16 protein-coding genes and 2 tRNA genes are annotated in these 19234 nt (G+C 61.8%); 11 read left to right on the top strand and 7 right to left on the bottom strand.

What is annotated here, in order from left to right; all coding sequences use genetic code 11:
• Positions 1-30 precede the first annotated feature (30 nt).
• From HU766_RS01315 to HU766_RS01300, 4 genes are all read right to left on the bottom strand, one after another.
• Positions 31-1596, bottom strand: coding sequence for an iron ABC transporter permease (locus tag HU766_RS01315; RefSeq protein WP_033701803.1), 1566 nt, complete (start codon positions 1594-1596; stop codon positions 31-33).
• On the bottom strand, positions 1596-2609 hold the full coding sequence (locus HU766_RS01310) for an extracellular solute-binding protein (RefSeq protein WP_186652737.1): 1014 nt from the start codon (positions 2607-2609) through the stop codon (positions 1596-1598). Before HU766_RS01310 ends, HU766_RS01315 begins: the two co-directional genes overlap by 1 nt.
• Positions 2610-2807: 198 nt before the next feature.
• Positions 2808-2894, bottom strand: a tRNA-Leu gene (locus HU766_RS01305).
• 88 nt (positions 2895-2982) lie between these two features.
• Positions 2983-3069: transfer RNA gene (locus HU766_RS01300), tRNA-Leu, on the bottom strand.
• Between the two features lie 275 nt (positions 3070-3344).
• Between HU766_RS01300 and rnr the strand changes: the two genes are divergently transcribed.
• The 8 genes from rnr (at position 3345) to HU766_RS01260 (ending at position 12973) form a co-directional block, all read left to right on the top strand.
• Entirely contained in the window at positions 3345-5921 is a 2577-nt protein-coding gene (gene rnr / locus HU766_RS01295) for a ribonuclease R (protein WP_186652733.1), read from the top strand.
• Positions 5918-6664: a 23S rRNA (guanosine(2251)-2'-O)-methyltransferase RlmB gene (gene rlmB / locus HU766_RS01290; RefSeq protein WP_027592540.1), complete on the top strand. Its 747-nt coding sequence runs from the start codon at positions 5918-5920 to the stop codon at positions 6662-6664. The genes rnr and rlmB overlap by 4 nt, the downstream gene beginning before the upstream one ends.
• Positions 6665-6970: 306 nt before the next feature.
• The gene (gene rpsF, locus HU766_RS01285; protein ID WP_033701800.1) at positions 6971-7396 is read left to right on the top strand and encodes a 30S ribosomal protein S6; all 426 of its coding nucleotides are present in this window, start codon (positions 6971-6973) and stop codon (positions 7394-7396) included.
• 28 nt (positions 7397-7424) lie between these two features.
• The gene (gene rpsR / locus HU766_RS01280; protein ID WP_003249563.1) at positions 7425-7655 is read left to right on the top strand and encodes a 30S ribosomal protein S18; all 231 of its coding nucleotides are present in this window, start codon (positions 7425-7427) and stop codon (positions 7653-7655) included.
• A 34-nt stretch (positions 7656-7689) separates the two neighbouring features.
• Positions 7690-8553 carry a hypothetical protein gene (locus HU766_RS01275; protein WP_186652731.1) on the top strand — a complete coding sequence of 288 codons (864 nt, stop codon included), beginning with the start codon at positions 7690-7692 and terminating at the stop codon, positions 8551-8553.
• Positions 8554-8573: 20 nt separating this feature from the next.
• Positions 8574-9020 carry a 50S ribosomal protein L9 gene (rplI, locus tag HU766_RS01270; protein WP_033701798.1) on the top strand — a complete coding sequence of 149 codons (447 nt, stop codon included), beginning with the start codon at positions 8574-8576 and terminating at the stop codon, positions 9018-9020.
• 113 nt (positions 9021-9133) lie between these two features.
• Positions 9134-10531 (top strand): replicative DNA helicase, encoded by a 1398-nt coding sequence (dnaB, locus tag HU766_RS01265; protein WP_186652730.1) that lies wholly within the window; start codon positions 9134-9136, stop codon positions 10529-10531.
• A gap of 141 nt (positions 10532-10672) precedes the next feature.
• Entirely contained in the window at positions 10673-12973 is a 2301-nt protein-coding gene (locus HU766_RS01260; RefSeq protein WP_186652729.1) for a YgiQ family radical SAM protein, read from the top strand.
• A 43-nt stretch (positions 12974-13016) separates the two neighbouring features.
• Here HU766_RS01260 and HU766_RS01255 read toward each other — a convergent pair whose 3' ends face one another.
• A complete protein-coding gene (locus HU766_RS01255) occupies positions 13017-13604 on the bottom strand; it encodes a TIGR00730 family Rossman fold protein (protein WP_033701796.1) in 588 nt (195 codons plus the stop codon).
• Positions 13605-13953: 349 nt separating this feature from the next.
• Between HU766_RS01255 and azu the strand changes: the two genes are divergently transcribed.
• Positions 13954-14403, top strand: coding sequence for an azurin (gene azu / locus HU766_RS01250; RefSeq protein WP_033701795.1), 450 nt, complete (start codon positions 13954-13956; stop codon positions 14401-14403).
• 130 nt (positions 14404-14533) lie between these two features.
• On the opposite strand, the gene nadE is transcribed toward azu, so the two are convergent.
• Positions 14534-15361: an ammonia-dependent NAD(+) synthetase gene (nadE, locus tag HU766_RS01245; RefSeq protein ID WP_033701794.1), complete on the bottom strand. Its 828-nt coding sequence runs from the start codon at positions 15359-15361 to the stop codon at positions 14534-14536.
• Between the two features lie 3 nt (positions 15362-15364).
• Positions 15365-16570, bottom strand: a complete 1206-nt coding sequence (gene pncB / locus HU766_RS01240) for a nicotinate phosphoribosyltransferase (RefSeq protein WP_033701793.1) — start codon at positions 16568-16570, stop codon at positions 15365-15367.
• Between the two features lie 457 nt (positions 16571-17027).
• Between pncB and HU766_RS01235 the strand changes: the two genes are divergently transcribed.
• Complete coding sequence (locus HU766_RS01235; protein ID WP_047582328.1) at positions 17028-18164, top strand: branched-chain amino acid ABC transporter substrate-binding protein; 1137 nt, start codon at positions 17028-17030, stop codon at positions 18162-18164.
• 154 nt (positions 18165-18318) lie between these two features.
• Complete coding sequence (locus HU766_RS01230) at positions 18319-19233, top strand: branched-chain amino acid ABC transporter permease (protein ID WP_033701789.1); 915 nt, start codon at positions 18319-18321, stop codon at positions 19231-19233.
• Position 19234: the final 1 nt, after the last annotated feature.

Here is a 19234-nt window from a genome sequence, read left to right as displayed (position 1 = left end):
TGCTGCGATCAATGACTCAAGGCCTACACATCACGCCTTGTTCAAATACATCCGCGTCGTCAGCAAATACACCGGCAACCCCGACACCACGATCAGCAGCGCTGCATAAGGCGCCGCCGCTGCAAACTCGACGTTGGCGGTATGTGCCCAGACCTCGGTGGCCAGGGTGGTCATGCCGGTCGGGCTGAGCAGCAGGGTAGCGGTCAGCTCCTTCATGGCATCGAGGAACACCAGCGCGAACGCCGCCGCCAAGGCTGGGAAGATGATCGGCAGCGTCACCCGGCAAAACGCCGTGAAGCTGCTGGCGCCCAGGGTGCGCGCGGCCTCTTCGAGGGTGGGCGAGGCCTTGTTCAAGGCGGTGCGTACCGGGGCCTGGGCCAGCGGCAGGAACAGCAACCCGTAGGCCAGCAACAACAGGGCAGTGGTCTGGTACAGCGCCGGCACATAGTGCAAGGCGAAGAACACCAGGGTCAGCGCGATCACCAGGCCCGGCAGGGCATGCAGCAGGTAGGGCAGGCGTTCGGCCCAGATCGCCAGGCGGCCTTTGTAGCGCACCACCAGGAAGCTGATCGGCAGTGCCAGCAACACGCACAAGCCCGCGCCGCCAAGCGACACCGACAGCGACGTGAGCAGCGCTTTGGAGATTTCCGCCACCGGGAACGCCGCCGACGAGCCGACACTCAGCCAGTACCCGAGCATCGCCAGTGGGATGCCGCTGCCCAGTACCGCCAGGGCCACGCAGAACAGCTGCGCCAACGGCGCCCAGCCGCGCAGGCGCACCGGTTGCGCGCGGCGCGCCACGCCTTGGCCGATGCGCACATGGCGGGCCTTGCCGCGCACCCGCAGCTCCAGCCACAGCATGATCAGGCACAGCGCCAGCAGCACGGCCGAGAGCATGGCAGCGTTGGCGTTGCTGAACTCCAGCTCGAACTGCTGGTAGATAGCCGTGGTGAAGGTCTGCAGACCAAGAATCGACAAGGCGCCAAATTCCACCAGCATGTGCAGGGCAATCAGCAGTGCGCCGCCCAGCATCGATGGCCACAGCAGCGGCAGGGTCACCTTGACGAACACCCCCCAGCGGCTGCAGCCCAGCGTGCGTGCCGACTCTTCAAGCGAGGTGTCGACGTTGCGCAGGGTGGCGGCCACCGGCAGGAACACCAGGGGATACTTGGACAGGGCCATGACCAGGATGGCCCCGCCGAGGCCTTCGAAGTCCGAGCTCAGCGATACCCAGGTAAAGCTGCTGACGAACGAGGGCACTGCGAACGGCAAGCACAGCACTACGCCCCACAGCCGACGGCCCGCCAGGTTGCTGCGTTCGAGCAGCCAGGCCAGGGCCAGCCCGACCACCATGCACACCAGCGTCACCCCGAACATGAGCATCAGGGTGTTGCGCATCAGGCCCCAGACGAACGGGCGCCAGAGCAGATGCAGGGCCTCTCGCCAGCCTGCTTCCCAGGCCTTGAGGGCGACATACGCCAGCGGCAGCAGGCTCATCGCCACCAGAAACAGCACAGGCAGCACCACCCAGATCGAGGGGCGCTTGCGGCGCGGTACGAAGCGTACCGGCACCGGCTCGGACAGGGCGGCGGTCATCAGAGCAGACCGACCTCACGTTCAAGCTCCAGCGCTTCCTCGGCGTTGCCAAGGTCGGCCGGCGAGATCTTCGGCGGGCGCAGCTCTTCGAACGGCTTCAAGCCACGGTCGGACACCATGCCCTTGTGCAGTGGGTATTCGGCGGTGGTCTGGGTGATCACGCGCTGGCCTTCTTCGCTGGCCATCCAGTTGAGCAGGGCCTGGGCTTCCTTGGGGTGCTTGCTGGCCTTGACTGCGGCGGCGCCAGAGATGGTCACCAGGCCACCGGCATCGCCGTCGGCCAGGTAGTACAGCTTGGAGTCCAGCTTGCCGCGCTCACGCTCAAGGGCATACCAGTAGTAGTTGTTCACCAGCACGGCGGCGACTTCGCCTTTTTCCACGGCCTTGAGCGCCACCATGTTGTTGGTGTAGGTCTTGCCGAAGGCTTTCAGGCCGGTCAGCCACTCTTCGGCAGCGTCACGCCCGTGCATCTTCAGAATGGCCACGGCCTGCTCCTGGAAGGCACCGCTGGTCGGTACGAAGCCGACGCGGCCGTCCCACTCAGGGTTGGCGAAGTCCATTACCGATTGCGGCAGGTCTTTCTCATCGATTTGCTTGGGGTTGAACACCACGACGCGGGTACGCGCGGTAACGCCCATCCAGGTGCCGTTGGTGGCCACGTATTCCTTGGGCAGCATGTTCAAGGTGGCGTCGTCGATCTTCGCCAGCAGGCCCAGTTCGCCCAGGTTGTTCAGCGGCGGCGACTCTTCGGTGTAGATGACATCGGCCGGTGAGCGCTCGCCTTCTTCGATGATCTGGCTGGCCAGCTGGTTGCTGCTGCCCTTGCGGATATTGATGTGAATGCCGGTCTTGGCCTCGTAGGCCTTGGCGATGGCGTCGCCGATTTCCTTGTGCTGCCCGTTGTACAGGGTCAGTGTTACCGGTGCGTCTGCCATGGCGGCCGGCGCGCCGATCACCAGGCTCAGTACAGCGGCGGCCAGGGTGCGCATCAGCGGTTGCGGACGGATCGTCATGCGGGTACTTCCTCGCTTACGGCTACATATTTGGAAACAATGGTAAACGAAATCGTTTCTCAGGTGGCCGGGTGACGAGAAATTCATCGCGAGACGATCGTCGAGTGGCGGAGTGCGCGAGGGTGTCGTGCGCAAAGGGGGGGGAAACAGAAAACGCAGGCAAGAAAAAACCCACTAGCAAGCTAGTGGGTTTTTGTATGGTGCCCAGGAGAAGACTCGAACTTCCACGACCTTGCGGTCACTGATACCTGAAACCAGCGCGTCTACCAATTCCGCCACCTGGGCAAAGCTTTACATCGTCTGATGAAGGCGACTATCGTTCGCTTTCACACAGTAGTAATAGATCCTTGGTCATCTATTACTTGATAATACTTGGTGCCCAGGAGAAGACTCGAACTTCCACGACCTTGCGGTCACTGATACCTGAAACCAGCGCGTCTACCAATTCCGCCACCTGGGCACACATTTCGTCGAGGTCACATGATGCTTTACATCGCGTTTCATCTCAACTACAACGTCGTCTGTCCGTCGTTGTGGTGCGCACTATACGGACGGTCCTGTAGGCTGTAAAGCCCCCGGTCGAAAAAAATTTCAAAAAATTCAACTTGTTGATTCTTCAGCCCTATTACGACTTCCTCGACTCATTGCTGGGGGGCTGTCCAAGGCTGACATTTCCGGTTTCAATACGCCTATGCCAGAATTCCTATCTATATACCCCAAGGTGAACCCCTTCTGATGGCCGATTGGCAATCCCTCGATCCCGAGGCCGCTCGCGAAGCGGAAAAATACGACAACCCTATCCCCAGCCGTGAGCTGATCCTCCAGCGTCTTGCCGATCGCGGCGAGCCGGCCGCCCGCGAGGAGCTGGCGGCAGAATTCGGTCTGTACGAGGAAGACCAGATTGAAGCCCTGCGCCGCCGTCTGCGTGCCATGGAGCGCGATGGCCAGCTTATCTATACCCGGCGCGGCACCTATGCCCCGGTAGACAAGCTGGACCTGATCTGTGGCCGCGTTTCCGGCCATCGCGATGGTTTTGGCTTCCTCATCCCCGATGACAAGAGCGACGACCTGTTCCTCAGCCCTTCGCAGATGCGCCTGGTGTTCGACGGCGACCGCGCCCTGGCGCGTGTCTCCGGCACCGACCGCCGTGGCCGCCGTGAAGGTGTACTGGTAGAAGTCATCTCCCGTGCCCACGAAAGCGTGGTCGGGCGTTACTTCGAAGAGGGCGGTATCGGCTACGTGACGCCGGACAACCCGAAGATCCAGCAAGAAGTGCTGGTGACCGCCGGTCGCAATGGCGGCGCCAAGATCGGCCAGTTCGTCGAGATCAAGATCACCCACTGGCCAACCCCGCGCTTCCAGCCGCAGGGTGATGTGGTCGAGGTGATCGGCAACTACATGGCGCCGGGCATGGAAATCGACGTCGCCCTGCGCAGCTACGACATTCCGCACGTCTGGCCCGACGATGTGGTCAAGGAAGCGCGCAAGTTCCGCTCCGAAGTGGAAGACAAGGACAAGGAAAAGCGCATCGACCTGCGCCACCTGCCTTTCGTCACCATCGACGGCGAAGATGCCCGCGACTTCGACGACGCGGTCTATTGCGAGCCACTGGGCAAGCTGCGCATGTTCTCGGGCGGATGGCGCCTGTATGTGGCGATCGCCGACGTTTCCAGCTACGTGCGCCTGGGTTCTGCCCTGGACGTCGAAGCCCAGCAGCGCGGCAACTCGGTGTATTTCCCCGAGCGCGTGGTGCCGATGCTCCCCGAGGAGCTGTCCAACGGCCTGTGCTCGCTGAACCCGCACGTCGATCGCCTGGCCATGGTCTGCGAGATGACCATCAACAAAGCCGGCCAGATGGTCGACTACCAGTTCTACGAAGGCGTGATCCACTCCCATGCCCGCCTGACCTACAACAAGGTCAGCAGCATGCTCGAGCATTCCCGCACCCGTGAAGGCAAGGCGCTGCGCGAGCAGTACAAGGAAGTCCTGCCTGACCTCAAGAGCCTGTATGCGCTCTACAAGGTGCTGCTGGACGCGCGCCACACCCGCGGTGCGATCGACTTCGAGACCCAGGAAACCCGCATCGTCTTCGGTGACCAGCGCAAGATCGCCGAAATCCGTCCGACCGTGCGCAACGATGCGCACAAGCTGATCGAAGAATGCATGCTGGCGGCCAACGTGGCCACCGCCGAGTTCCTGCAAAAGCACGGCGTGCCGGCCCTGTACCGCGTTCACGACGGCCCGCCGCCGGAGCGCCTGGAAAAACTGCGCGCCTTCCTCGGTGAGCTGGGCTTGTCGCTGCACAAGGGCAAGGACCCGTCGCCGAAGGATTACCAGGCACTGCTGGCGAGCATCGCCGAGCGCCCGGACTTCCACCTGATCCAGACCGTGATGCTGCGTTCGCTGAGCCAGGCGGTGTACAGCACCGACAACAATGGCCACTTCGGCCTGAATTACGAGGCGTACACCCACTTCACCTCGCCGATTCGCCGTTACCCGGACCTGCTGGTGCACCGCGCCATTCGCAGCATCATCCGCTCCAAGGTGGATACCCCGCACGTCAAGCGTGCGGGTGCCATGAGCATTCCCAAGGCGCGTATCTACCCGTACGACGAGAACACCCTGGAGCAGCTAGGCGAGCAGTGCTCGATGACCGAGCGTCGCGCCGACGAAGCGACCCGCGACGTGGTCAACTGGCTCAAGTGCGAATACATGAAAGACCGCGTGGGCGAGACCTTCCCAGGCGTGATCACTGCGGTGACCGGCTTCGGGTTGTTTGTCGAGCTGACCGACATCTACGTGGAAGGCCTGGTGCACGTCAGTGCGCTGCCGGGTGACTACTACCACTTCGACCCGGTCCACCATCGCCTGTCCGGCGAGCGTACCGGGCGCAGCTTCCGCCTGGGCGACACCATCGAAGTCAAGGTCATGCGCGTCGACCTGGACGAGCGCAAGATCGACTTCGAAGTCTCCGAGAAGACCCTCAGTGGCCCGATCGGTCGCAAGCAGCGCGGTGCAGCGCCAACCGACGGCAAGGCCGAGCAGCAGCAACCGGCCACCGAAGCGAAAGCCACGCCCAAGCCGCGCAGCCGCAAGAGCGAGGCTTCCGAGGCTTACTTCCCTAAAGATGCCGTGCAGCGTAATGCTGAGGTGCGCAAAAGCCGCGAGATGAAGAAGGCGTTGATGACCGACGCGCGCAGCACTGCCGGCAGCAAGTCGGAGAAGGCTGGCAAGCCATCCGGCAAGCCGACCAAGCATCGCAAAGGCCCGCCGAAGTCCGGTGCGCCCCGCAAGAGCAAGAGCAAGTCATGAGTCAGCTGGAAAAGATCTACGGCGTACACGCCGTGCAGGCGTTGTTGCAGCACCACCCCAAGCGGGTCAAGCAGGTCTGGCTGTCGGAGGGGCGTAGCGAGCCCCGCCTGCAGAAGCTGCTGGAGCTGGCCGCGGAAAACCGTGTGGCGGTCGGCCAGGCCGAGCGCCGTGAGCTGGATGCCTGGGTTGAAGGCGTGCACCAAGGCGTGGTCGCCGAGGTCAGCCCGAGCCAGGTGTGGGGCGAGTTGATGCTCGAAGAGTTGCTTGAGCGCACCGAAACGCCGCCGCTGATCCTGGTGCTGGACGGTGTCACCGACCCGCACAACCTCGGCGCCTGCCTGCGCACCGCCGATGCCGCCGGTGCCACGGCGGTGGTGGTGCCCAAGGACAAGTCGGCGACCCTGACGCCGGTGGTGCGCAAGGTGGCCTGTGGCGCTGCGGAGGTGATCCCGCTGGTGGCCGTGACCAACCTCGCGCGTACCCTTGAAAAGCTCCAGCAGCGTGGCCTGTGGGTGGTCGGCACTGCCGGCGAGGCCGAGCAGGAGATTTACCAGCAGGACCTGACCGGGCCTTTGGTGATGATCATGGGGGCAGAAGGCAAGGGCATGCGCCGACTGACCCGTGAGCATTGCGATTTCCTGGTGAAGTTGCCGATGGGCGGTAGCGTCAGCAGCCTGAACGTCTCGGTCGCGACCGGCGTTTGCCTGTTCGAGGCCGTGCGCCAGCGTCAAGCCAAGCGCTGATATTCAGTCTGTGCTGGCCTCTTCGCGGGGCAAGCCCGCTCCCACAGGATTTCTGCAATGGCTGAGGCTGCAGTTGGCCTGTGGGAGCGGGCTTGCCCCGCGAAGGGTTGGTGCAGGCAAAATATGTTTCCGGCTGTTCAAATAATCGCCAATCACCTTGCTTGTCTGTCTTGCCTTCTCTACAATTGCGCCCCTTGCCGAGCTGGCAGGCGCTCATGTGCCTCCCCTCCATGGCAAGACATACAGTGTCATTCACTCCTTGTCTGACCAGCGTTCTGGCAGACTACTAACCCGTAAGGAGCATTCATGCGTCATTACGAAATCATCTTTCTGGTTCACCCGGACCAGAGCGAGCAAGTCGGCGGCATGGTTGAGCGCTACACCAAGCTGATCGAAGAAGATGGTGGCAAGATCCACCGCCTGGAAGACTGGGGCCGTCGTCAACTGGCCTACGCAATCAACAATGTTCACAAGGCTCACTACGTGATGCTGAACGTTGAGTGCACCGGCAAGGCCCTGGCCGAGCTGGAAGACAACTTCCGCTACAACGATGCCGTGATCCGTAACCTGGTCATCCGTCGCGACGAAGCCGTAACCGGTCAGTCCGAGATGCTCAAGGCAGAAGAGAACCGCAGCGAGCGCCGTGAGCGTCGTGAGCGTCCTGAGCATTCTGACTCCGCCGAAGGCGATGACAGCAATGACAGCGACTCCAGCGATAACGCTGACGAGTAATCCACGGACCTTTTGAGGAGCCTATTACATGGCACGTTTCTTCCGTCGTCGTAAATTCTGCCGCTTCACTGCTGAAGACGTGAAAGAGATCGACTTCAAAGATCTCAACACCCTGAAAGCTTACGTATCCGAAACCGGCAAGATCGTTCCAAGCCGTATCACCGGTACCAAAGCTCGTTATCAGCGTCAGCTGGCTACCGCTATCAAGCGCGCCCGCTTCCTGGCCCTGCTGCCCTACACCGACAGCCACGGCCGCTGAGACCGGGTCGTCGACAAGCAGTAAGGGATAAAGCATGCGAGCGTTAGCTGATTTCATCATGCGCGGTCGTGTGCAGGCCACCCTGGTGGTGGTCATCAGTGCAGTGTTACCGCTGTTGTTCTGGTTGAGTGCCGCTGCCGGGAGCCTCGTGCTTCTGCGGCGCGGGTTCAAGGATGCTTCAACGGTCATCGCGTTCGGGCTTTTGCCGGCGGTGGCCATCTGGGCCTTTGGCGACCCAAGCACCTTGCTGGTGCTGTTGGGGACGCTGGGGCTGGCCGCCTTGTTGCGTGCCGGGCATTCCTGGAGCCGGGTGTTGATGTCCAGTGTTGTGCTGGGGTTGGTCTACAGCCTCATCCTGGACACGGTACTGCGTGAAACCTTCGAGGTGTTGGCCAAGGCGCTTGTACAAGCCCTGCCACAAATCGAAGGCAAACCGGTGATCCCCGGTGAGCTGATCGGCCCTGTGCTGGTCGCTTCAACGGCAGTGATGCTGCAGCTGTTCAGCGTGCTGGCTTTGATGCTGGCGCGGTATTGGCAGGCTGCGTTGTACAACCCTGGAGGCTTCGGTCGCGAGTTTCGCGCCCTGAAGTTGCCGCGGGTCACCATGCTGGCGCTGGTGGCACTGATGGTGCTGGGTCCGTTCATCGGGCCGCAGTTCATCGTCCTTGCCTCTGCATCCAGCCTGGTGCTCGTCCTGGCCGGCATCGCCTTGATGCATGGGCTGGTGGCACAGGGCCGACTGGCTGGTTTCTGGCTGGTGGGCATGTACGTGACGCTGCCGCTGATCATGCAGCTGATTTATCCGTTGCTCGTGGTTTTGGCCATTGTCGACAGCCTGATTGATTTTCGCGGTCGCAAGTCCCCTGAGGGGAATGACTCCGCGAACGGTGAAGGTTAAAAGTTAAGAGGTTTTACCAAATGGAACTGATCCTGCTGGAAAAAGTCGCTAACCTGGGCAACCTGGGCGACAAAGTAAAAGTTAAGGCTGGTTACGGCCGTAACTTCCTGCTGCCATTCGGCAAGGCCACCGTTGCCAACGCCGCCAACCTGGCTGCGTTCGAAGAGCGTCGCGCCGAGCTGGAAAAAGCAGCTGCTGACCGTAAAACGTCGGCTGAAAGCCGCGCTGCCCAACTGGCCGAGCTGGAAGTGACCATCACTGCCACCGCTGGCGACGAAGGCAAGCTGTTCGGTTCGATCGGCACCCACGACATCGCTGACGCCCTGACCGCCTCCGGCGTTGAAGTGGCCAAAGCTGAAGTGCGTCTGCCGAACGGCACCATCCGTCAGGTTGGCGAATACGACGTAGCCGTGCACCTGCACAGCGACGTTGAAGCCACCGTACGCGTGGTCGTCGTAGCTGCCTAAGCTGCGCTGACTGGCTGGCCGTTCGCGGCCCAGCCGGTTAACATCGGGCACGGTCCTGTCTTCTACAGGCCGTGCCCTTTGTCTTTTTCGTCCCCCAGAATTCTTTCGTGGCCATGAACGAGATCACCACCTCCGAACAGCTCGACCTGCAAACCGCAGCCCTAAAGGTGCCGCCGCATTCCATCGAGGCCGAACAGGCCGTGCTCGGTGGCCTGATGCTGGACAACAACGCCTGGGAGCGGGTACTGGATCAGGTCTCGGATGGCGATTTCTATCGGCATGACCACCGCCTGATCTTCCGCGCCATCCACAAGCTGGTCGACCTGAACCACCCGTTCGACGTGGTCACGTTGCACGAGCAGCTGGACAAGGAGGGCGTGTCGTCGCAAGTCGGCGGCCTGGCCTACCTGGCGGAGTTGGCCAAGAACACCCCGTCGGTGGCCAACATCAAGGCCTATGCCGCGATCATTCGCGAGCGGGCCACGCTGCGACAGCTGATCAGCATCAGCACCGATATCGCCGACAACGCCTTCAATCCACAAGGGCGCAACGCCGAAGAAATCCTCGACGACGCCGAGCGGCAGATCTTCCAGATCGCCGAGGCGCGGCCGAAGACCGGCGGCCCGGTGGGGGTCAACGAGCTGTTGACCAAGGCCATCGACCGTATCGACACGCTGTTCAACTCCGACAGCGACATTACCGGTATTTCCACCGGTTACACCGACCTGGATGGGAAGACCAGCGGCTTGCAGGCGGCCGACCTGATCATCGTTGCCGGCCGTCCGTCGATGGGCAAGACCACCTTCGCCATGAACCTGGTGGAAAACGCCGTGTTGCGCAGCGACAAGGCGGTGTTGGTGTTCTCCCTCGAGATGCCAGGCGAATCGCTGATCATGCGTATGCTCTCGTCGCTCGGGCGCATCGACCAGACCAAGGTGCGTTCCGGCCAACTCGACGACGACGACTGGCCACGCCTGACCTCGGCGGTCAACCTGCTCAACGACCGCAAGCTGTTCATCGACGATACCGCTGGCATCAGCCCGTCGGAAATGCGTGCGCGTACCCGCCGCCTGGCTCGGGAGCACGGTGAGATCGGCATGATCATGGTCGACTACCTGCAGTTGATGCAGATTCCGGGCTCTTCCGGTGACAACCGGACCAACGAGATTTCCGAGATCTCCCGCTCGCTCAAGGCCCTGGCCAAGGAATTCAACTGCCCGGTCATCGCCCTGTCGCAGCTCAACCGCTCCCTGGAGCAGCGGCCGAACAAGCGCCCGGTGAACTCCGACTTGCGTGAATCCGGTGCAATCGAGCAGGACGCCGACGTGATCATGTTCGTTTACCGTGACGAGGTGTATCACCCGGAGACCGAGCACAAGGGCATTGCCGAAATCATCATCGGTAAACAGCGTAACGGCCCCATCGGTTTTATCCGCCTGGCCTTCATCGGCAAGTACACCCGCTTCGAGAACCTTGCGCCGGGCATGTACAACTTCGACGACGACGAATAACAACCCTGTGGGTCGGGCTTGCCCGGCCCCACGGAGTTATTCGTGTTGCAGATGAATCCGACAACCACCGTCGGATTTGGTCAAAATTTGTGCTATATTCCGCGCCCGCGATTTCCCTGCACACCAGAACCGGTCACTGACATGCAAGCAGCCAAACCACTCTACGACTATCCCAAGTACTGGGCCGAATGCTTCGGGCCAGCACCGTTCCTGCCAATGAGCAGGGAGGAGATGGATCAGCTCGGCTGGGATTCCTGCGACATCATCATCGTGACCGGGGACGCCTACGTCGACCACGCGTCGTTCGGCATGGCCATCATCGGCCGTCTGCTGGAAGCCCAGGGCTTTCGCGTTGGCATCATCGCCCAGCCAAACTGGCAGTCCAAAGACGACTTCATGAAGCTGGGCGAGCCGAACCTGTTCTTCGGCGTCGCGGCCGGCAACATGGACTCGATGATCAACCGCTATACCGCGGACAAGAAGATCCGCTCCGACGACGCCTACACCCCTGGCGGCATGGCCGGCAAGCGCCCAGACCGCGCCAGCCTGGTGTACAGCCAGCGTTGCAAGGAGGCCTACAAGCATGTGCCGATCGTGCTCGGTGGCATCGAGGCCTCGCTGCGCCGTATCGCCCATTACGATTACTGGCAGGACAAGGTGCGCCACTCGATCCTGATCGACGCCAGTGCCGACATCCTTTTGTATGGCAACGCCGAGCGGGCGATCGTCGAAGTCGCCCAGCGCCTGTCCCAGGGCGAGAGCATCGAGCACATCACCGACGTGCGTGGTACCGCGTTCGTGCGCCGTGACACGCCCCAGGGCTGGTTCGAGATCGACTCCACCCGCATCGACCGCCCAGGTCGGGTCGACAAGATCATCAACCCCTACGTCAACACCCAGGACACCCAGGCCTGCGCCATCGAACAGGCCAAGGGCGACGTGGAAGACCCGAACGAAGCCAAAGTGGTGCAGATTCTCGACAGCCCGGGCATGACCCGTGACAAGTCGGTGATACGCCTGCCGTCGTTCGAAAAAGTGCGTAACGACCCGGTGCTGTACGCTCACGCCAACCGCGTGCTGCACCTGGAAACCAACCCAGGCAACGCCCGCGCCCTGGTGCAGAAACATGGCGAAGTGGATGTGTGGTTCAACCCACCACCCATCCCCATGACCACCGAAGAAATGGACTACGTGTTCGGCATGCCCTACGCGCGTATCCCGCACCCGGCGTATGGCAAGGAGCGCATCCCGGCCTACGAGATGATCCGCTTCTCGGTGAACATCATGCGCGGCTGCTTCGGTGGCTGCACCTTCTGCTCGATCACCGAGCACGAAGGGCGGATCATCCAGAACCGCTCCCACGAATCGATCCTGCACGAGATCGAGGAGATGCGTGACAAGGTGCCAGGCTTCACCGGCGTGGTCTCCGACCTCGGCGGCCCGACCGCCAACATGTACCGCATCGCCTGCAAGAGCCACGAGATCGAGAAGCACTGCCGCAAGCCGTCGTGCGTGTTCCCGGGTATCTGCGAGAACCTCAACACCGACCACAGCTCGCTGATCGAGCTGTACCGCAAGGCGCGTGCCTTGCCGGGCGTGAAGAAGATCCTGATCGCCTCGGGCCTGCGCTACGACCTGGCGGTGGAATCGCCGGAGTACGTCAAGGAGCTGGTTACCCACCACGTGGGCGGCTACCTGAAGATTGCCCCGGAGCACACCGAGCGTGGCCCGCTGGACAAGATGATGAAGCCGGGTATCGGTTCCTATGACCGCTTCAAGCGCATGTTCGAGAAGTACTCGAAAGAGGCGGGCAAGGAGCAGTACCTGATCCCGTACTTCATCGCCGCGCACCCGGGCACCACCGACGAAGACATGATGAACCTGGCCTTGTGGCTCAAGGGCAACGGCTTCCGCGCCGACCAGGTGCAGGCTTTCTACCCGTCGCCAATGGCGTCGGCCACGGCGATGTACCACTCGGGCAAGAACCCGCTGCGCAAGGTGACCTACAAGAGCGAAGGGGTCGAGATCGTCAAGAGCGATCAGCAGCGCCGGCTGCACAAGGCGTTCTTGCGCTATCACGATCCGAAGGGCTGGCCAATGCTGCGCGAGGCGCTGGAGCGCATGGGCCGCGCCGACCTGATCGGGCCGGGCAAGCACCAACTGATCCCGTTGCACCAGCCGCAGTCCGACAGCTACCAGAGTGCCCGGCGCAAGAACTCGACCCCAGCTGGCAGCCACAAGGTGGCCAAGGAACAGAAGATCCTGACCCAGCACACCGGCCTGCCACCGCGCGGCAGCGATGGCAGCAAGCCGTGGGACAAGCGTGAGAAGGCCAAGGCTGATGCGTTTGCCCGCAACCAGCAGGCGGCCAAGGAGCGCAAAGAAGCGGCCAAGGGCGGCAAGGCTGGCAAGAAGCCGCGTCAGCCTGTCATTCCACGCTGAGTGATCCATTTAGGGGCTGCAAAGCAGCCCCAGAATGCCAAGCTCAATCAGGCTGCTTGTCGACCCACTTCGGCACCACCGGCGCGACGAACTCGTTCATCCCGTCCAGCAGCGCATCCGGCTGCTGACCCAGCAGCAACATGGCCCGATGCTGCGGCCGCACGAAACCTTCTTCGACGATATGGTCGAGGAACCCGCCCAGCTTTTCATAGAAACCATTGACATCGAGCAGGCCCAGCGGCTTGGCGTGATAGCCCAGTTGCCCCCAAGTCCACACCTCGAACAACTCCTCCAGCGTACCCAGGCCACCCGGCAGTGCAATGAACGCATCGCTGAGTTCGGCCATGCGTGCCTTGCGCGCATGCATGCCATCGACCACTTCCAGGCGGGTCAGGCCTTTGTGGCCGACCTCGGCGTCCAGCAGGCTTTGCGGGATGATCCCGACCACTTCGCCGCCTGCGGCCATGGCAGCGTCGGCGACGATGCCCATCAAACCGACCGCGCCACCGCCATAGACCAGGGTCAGGCCGCGCCGGGCGATGGCCTGGCCAAGGGCGACGGCCGCTTCACGGTAGGCAGGGTTGGCGCCGATGCTGGCGCCGCAGAAGACACAAACGGAACGTACAGGCATTGCTCATCTCCAGTCACTCAGGGTGACAGGGTACGGCGCCTGCCTGGCAGTTCCAAGGCCGCTTTCACTCCGGCCGGGAGAATTCGCAGACGGCGCCAGTTGCACCCTGGGCGTAGGCGGCGAGCAGGCTGTTCAGAAAGCTGGACATGGGCATTTGGTATTGCTCCTAAATGAGAGGTTGTCCCATCGTCTATTAAAAGGGCATGATGTGCCCTTAGATTGGTTGTATACAATCCATTGAACAATTCAACTGACTGGCCACTTGACACCCCCTTGACCCATATCAGCAAGGGGCTGAACGGTTTCAGGCAGTCTCGCAATTGATAAAACCCTGCCAAGGAGATTCATGATGTTTGCGAAAGCTGTAGCGGTATCCCTGCTGACCCTCGCCAGCGCCTCTGTCTTCGCCGCCGAGTGCTCGGTAACTGTCGACTCGACCGACCAGATGTCCTTCAATACCAAGGAAATCACCGTCGACAAGAGCTGCAAGGAATTCACCGTCAAACTGACCCATTCCGGCAACCTGCCGAAGAACGTCATGGGCCATAACCTGGTGATCAGCAAGACTGCCGACATGCAGGGCATTGCCACCGAAGGCATGACTCAAGGCCTGGATAAGGACTACATCAAGGCCGACAACGCCGGCATCATCGCTCACACCAAGATGATCGGCGCGCCAGAGAAAGAAACCGAAGTCAAATTCGACGCTACCAAGCTGGAAGCCGGCGGCGACTACAGCTTCTTCTGCACCTTCCCGGGCCACATCTCGATGATGAAGGGCAAGGTCGTCGTCAAGTAAGGACGATGGCGTAGAGGCGAGGGCTTTGCCCTCCATTCGCGGGGCAAGTCGGATCGCCGCACCGCCGCTCCCCCAGGCCTGATGCCAGTGGGGGCGGCGGTGCGGCGATCCGACTTGCCCCGCGAAGCTTTTACGGGGCGAACGGCAGTTCGCGCTTGTGCTGGGTCTTGCGGTAGGTGGCGACGATGATGTCGAACGCTTCCTGCTCGACCGGCTCACCTTGCAGGAACGCATCGATCTGCTGGTAGGTCACGCCATGTGACGCCTCGTCCGGCTTGCCCGGCGCCAGGTCTTCCAGGTCCGCTGTCGGGACCTTCTCCACCAGCGATTCCGGCGCACCGAAGCTGCGTGCAATCGCTCGCACCTGGTGCTTCACCAGCCCGCTCAGCGGTGCCAGATCGCACGCGCCATCACCAAATTTGGTAAAGAAGCCCATCACCGCTTCGGCCGCATGGTCGGTACCGATCACCAGGCCCGCGCGCGCGCCGGCGATGGTGTACTGCGCGACCATGCGCGTGCGTGCCTTGATATTGCCGACAACGAAGTCCACCAGGGTCGGCGACCCCCCTTGCAACGCCTCGGTTTCGGCCGCCAGTGCACGCACGGCGGGTGCGATGTCGACGGTGTGCACTTCATCGGCGTTGATCACCTCCAGGCAAGCCTGGGCGTCGTGCTCGTCGTGCTGCACCTGATAGGGCAGGCGCACGGCAATGAAGCGGTAGGCCGCATCGCCCGTTTCGGCACGCAGCTCGTTGATCGCGCGCTGGGCGAGCAGGGCGGCGGTCAAGGAATCGACGCCGCCGCTGATGCCCAGTACCAACGTCTTGAGCCGGGCATTGGCCAGGCAGCCCTTGATGAACGCCACGCGCCGGGCCACTTCCTGGTCGAGCGCGGCAGCATCGGCGAACGGCGGCTGCACCTTGAGCGCTTGGGCAATCTCTCGCTGAACGGCTTGCATGGGTTACTCCTTGCTGGGGATTTTGAAAACGTGGCGCATGTAGGCAACGAAGTTTTCGTCGCGGCATTGGGTCTTGGCCGCCTCGTCGGAGATTTTCGCCACCGGCGAGCCGTTGCAGTCGGTCATTTTAAGCACGATGTTCATCGGTGCCACACCCGGGATGTCGCAGGTCAGGTTGGTGCCGATGCCGAAACTGACGTTGATGCGCCCGCGCAGGGCGCGGAAGATTTCCAGCGAGCGGGTCAGGTTCAGGCCGTCGGAAAACACCAGGGTCTTGGTCATCGGGTCGATGCCCAGCTTCTGGTAATGGGCGATGGCCTTTTCCGCCCAGGCCACCGGCTCGCCCGAATCGTGGCGCAGGCCGTCGAACAGCTTGGCGAAGTACAGATCGAAGTCGTTGAGGAAGGCGTCCATGGTGATGCAGTCGGTCAGGGCGATACCCAGCAGGCCACGGTACTCGCGCACCCAGCAGTCCAGCGCGGCAATCTGGCTGTCGATCAGCCGCGGCCCAAGCTGTTGATGGGCCATGAACCATTCATGGGCCATGGTGCCCAGGGGCTTGATATCCAGTTTCCATGCCAGGTCGACGTTGCTGGTGCCGACGAAGCGGGCCGGGAAGTCATCGCGCAGTACCCGTACCACCTCTTCCTGCACGCGGCTGGAGAAGCGCCGACGGGTGCCGAAGTCGGCCACCTGCAGGTCGGCCAGCTCATCTTCGCTGGCATGCGCACGCAGCCAGTCGAACTTGCGGTACAGCTGGTCACGGGCTTCGGCCAGGCGCATGTGCGGGTGCAGGTGGCGGTTGCGCACTTCGCTGATCATGGCCAGCAAGGGCACTTCGAAGAGGATCACATGCAGCCAGGGGCCACGCAGGCGCAGGTACAGCTGATCGTTTTCGATGCCGATGCGCACGTAGCGCAAGTTGAAGCGGAACAGCCGCAGAAAGCGCAGGAAGTCGGGCTTGAGGAAGCTGATACGTTCGAGGAAGGCCAGTTGGCCGTCATCCAGGGTCAGCTCGCTGAGCCGTTCGAGCTGGTTGCGGATCTCGCCGAGGTAAGGGCGCAGGTCTTCGCCGTTGCGGCAGCGGAATTCCCATTCCACGTCGGCGTCCGGGTAGTTGTGCAGCACGCCCTGCATCATGGTGAGTTTGTAGAAGTCGGTGTCGAGCAGGTTGAGCACGATGCGCTCGGCGAATGCGCTTTCGCTCATCAAGGGTGGCTCCAGAAGCGGCGAATGGCGGCCATTGTGCCACAGGTATCGCGATGAACTGGCTGGCAGTGGGGCGGGTTTATCCGCGAAGAGGCCAGCACCGGCAAAACAGGTGTTTTTCCGTGCACCAGCTAGCCTTCAAACGGTGCTGCCTGTAGCAGTCGCGCACCAGCGGTGTGCACTTCGGTGACGTCCGCTGTTACAGGGCGGTTGCACGTAAACACTTGCCAGGGTTGCAATGATGGCACTCGACGGTTGCTACTTGTCTGTACGTGTGGTGGCGCCTGCCGCAGGGCAGACGGTTGCACGCTCAATAAAGAAAAGGCCGTCGGTCGCCTGCTGGCGACCTTCACAGTGTGTTTTCCCGGAAGACAAAACCAATGGCACGGCCCTTGCTCAGAGCACAGGGTTGAGAAGTTGTAGTGCCAACCAAAAAAAACTCTAGGAGCACCACCTCATGTCGCAGACGTTTTACAAGAAAGGTTTCCTGGCTCTGGCCGTAGCTACGGCACTGGGTGTTTCTTCGTATGTTCAGGCCGACGTCAAGATCGGTGTCGCGGGCCCGATGACCGGTGCCAACGCAGCGTTTGGCGAGCAGTACATGAAAGGTGCCCAGGCGGCAGCCGACGTGATCAACAAAGCCGGTGGCATCAACGGTGAGAAGATCGTCTTGGTGGCGGGTGATGATGCTTGCGAACCGAAGCAGGCCGTGGCCGTGGCCAACCGCCTGGCCGATCAGGACAAGGTGATCGGCGTGGTGGGCCACTTCTGCTCTTCGAACACCATCCCGGCGTCCGAGGTGTATGACGAAGCGGGCATCATCGCCATTACCCCGGGCTCGACCAACCCGCAAGTGACCGAGCGCGGCCTGAACGCCATGTTCCGCATGTGTGGCCGTGACGACCAGCAGGGCATCGTGGCCGGTGACTATATCGTCGATGTGCTCAAGGGCAAGAAGGTTGCCGTCGTGCACGACAAGGACACCTATGGTCAGGGCCTGGCCGATGCGACCAAGGCGCAGTTGGAGAAGCGCGGCGTCAAGCCTGTGCTGTACGAAGGCCTGACCCGTGGCGAGAAAGACTTCAGCGCGTTGGTGACCAAGATTCGCTCTACCGGTGCCGATGTGGTCTATTTCGGCGGCCTGCACCCGGAGGCCGGGCCACTGGTACGTCAAATGCGCGAGCAGGGCCTGAAGGACGTCAGGTTCATGTCCGATGACGGCATCGTCACCGACGAACTGGTAACCACCGCAGGCGGCGCCCCAAATGTCGACGGCGTGTACATGACCTTCGGCGCCGACCCACGTCTGCTGCCCGACAGCAAAGCCGTCGTGGAAGAGTTCCGCAAGAACGGTACCGAGCCTGAAGGTTACACCCTGTACGCCTATGCCTCGCTTCAAGCGCTGGCCGCCGCGTTCAATGGTGCCAAATCGAACAAGGGCGAAGACGCTGCCACATGGCTCAAGGCCAACACGGTCAAGACCGTCATGGGCGATAAAAAGTGGGACAGCAAGGGCGACCTGACTGTGTCCGACTACGTGGTCTACCAGTGGAACAAGGACGGCAAGTACCACCAGCTGGAAAAACAAAAATAATAACGGCAGCCAGCCCGGGCACGCGCCCGGGCCAATGCCCCTGCGGTACCTGTCTTTATTCGGAGATCTGCACAGTTCTGCGCTGCGAGGGCCGCTTCATCCGGGACCTGCCGTGGTCGGTACTTGTGCAGTCTCACTCAGGTGAGATTGCGTTATGGATGGTATTTTCCTGCAGCAACTGGTCAACGGCCTGACCCTCGGGTCGGTCTATGGCCTGATCGCCATCGGCTACACAATGGTCTATGGCATTATCGGCATGATCAACTTCGCGCACGGCGAGGTGTATATGATTTCCGCGTACCTCGCGGCAATCAGCCTGGCATTGCTGGCCTATTTCGGCGTCGAGTCGTTCCCGCTGCTCATGCTGGGCACGCTGTTGTTCACCGTCGTCGTCACGGGCGTTTATGGCTTTACCATCGAACGCATCGCTTACAAGCCCCTGCGCAACTCCACCCGCCTGGCACCGCTGATCAGTGCCATCGGTATTTCGCTGATCCTGCAGAACTACGCTCAGATCAGCCAGGGCGCTCGCCAGCAAGGCGTGCCGACCCTGCTGGAAGGCGCCATGCGCATCGAAGTCGGCACCGGCTTCGTGCAACTGACCTACACCAAGATCTTCATCCTGATTGCCGCGTTCGTAGGCATGGGCCTGCTCACCTACGTGATCAAGTTCACCAAGCTCGGCCGCATGTGCCGCGCCACGCAGCAAGACCGCAAGATGGCCTCGATCCTGGGCATCAACACCGACCGGGTGATTTCCTACGTGTTCGTCATCGGTGCGGTGATGGCCGCCCTGGCGGGCGTGCTGATCACCATGAACTACGGCACCTTCGACTTCTACGCCGGCTTCATCATCGGCATCAAGGCGTTCACGGCGGCGGTACTGGGCGGCATCGGCTCGCTCCCGGGGGCCATGCTTGGCGGCATCATCCTGGGCATTTCCGAGTCGCTGTTCTCTGGCCTGATCAACTCCGACTACAAGGACGTGTTCAGCTTCTCGCTGCTGGTGCTGATCCTCATCTTCCGTCCCCAAGGCCTGCTGGGTCGCCCGCTCGTGGCTAAGGTGTGAA

It is taken from the genome of Pseudomonas sp. SWRI77 (assembly GCF_014269105.1).
GTDB lineage: Bacteria > Pseudomonadota > Gammaproteobacteria > Pseudomonadales > Pseudomonadaceae > Aquipseudomonas > Aquipseudomonas capeferrum.
Note: the sequence above shows the minus strand (reverse complement) of the source record. Positions and strands in the feature narration are given on the sequence as shown.

Bases quoted from the DNA above. Each gene is read 5' to 3' on its own strand.
- dnaB (WP_186652730.1), top strand. From the start codon at position 9,134: ATGAACGAGATCACCACCTCCGAACAGCTCGACCTGCAAACCGCAGCC.
- rnr (WP_186652733.1), top strand. From the start codon at position 3,345: ATGGCCGATTGGCAATCCCTCGATCCCGAGGCCGCTCGCGAAGCGGAA.
- rplI (WP_033701798.1), top strand. From the start codon at position 8,574: ATGGAACTGATCCTGCTGGAAAAAGTCGCTAACCTGGGCAACCTGGGC.
- HU766_RS01230 (WP_033701789.1), top strand. From the start codon at position 18,319: ATGGATGGTATTTTCCTGCAGCAACTGGTCAACGGCCTGACCCTCGGG.
- rpsR (WP_003249563.1), top strand. From the start codon at position 7,425: ATGGCACGTTTCTTCCGTCGTCGTAAATTCTGCCGCTTCACTGCTGAA.
- HU766_RS01310 (WP_186652737.1), bottom strand. From the start codon at position 2,609: ATGACGATCCGTCCGCAACCGCTGATGCGCACCCTGGCCGCCGCTGTA.
- HU766_RS01260 (WP_186652729.1), top strand. From the start codon at position 10,673: ATGCAAGCAGCCAAACCACTCTACGACTATCCCAAGTACTGGGCCGAA.
- rpsF (WP_033701800.1), top strand. From the start codon at position 6,971: ATGCGTCATTACGAAATCATCTTTCTGGTTCACCCGGACCAGAGCGAG.
- HU766_RS01255 (WP_033701796.1), bottom strand. From the start codon at position 13,604: ATGCCTGTACGTTCCGTTTGTGTCTTCTGCGGCGCCAGCATCGGCGCC.
- HU766_RS01315 (WP_033701803.1), bottom strand. From the start codon at position 1,596: ATGACCGCCGCCCTGTCCGAGCCGGTGCCGGTACGCTTCGTACCGCGC.
- nadE (WP_033701794.1), bottom strand. From the start codon at position 15,361: ATGCAAGCCGTTCAGCGAGAGATTGCCCAAGCGCTCAAGGTGCAGCCG.
- HU766_RS01235 (WP_047582328.1), top strand. From the start codon at position 17,028: ATGTCGCAGACGTTTTACAAGAAAGGTTTCCTGGCTCTGGCCGTAGCT.
- rlmB (WP_027592540.1), top strand. From the start codon at position 5,918: ATGAGTCAGCTGGAAAAGATCTACGGCGTACACGCCGTGCAGGCGTTG.
- HU766_RS01275 (WP_186652731.1), top strand. From the start codon at position 7,690: ATGCGAGCGTTAGCTGATTTCATCATGCGCGGTCGTGTGCAGGCCACC.
- azu (WP_033701795.1), top strand. From the start codon at position 13,954: ATGTTTGCGAAAGCTGTAGCGGTATCCCTGCTGACCCTCGCCAGCGCC.
- pncB (WP_033701793.1), bottom strand. From the start codon at position 16,570: ATGAGCGAAAGCGCATTCGCCGAGCGCATCGTGCTCAACCTGCTCGAC.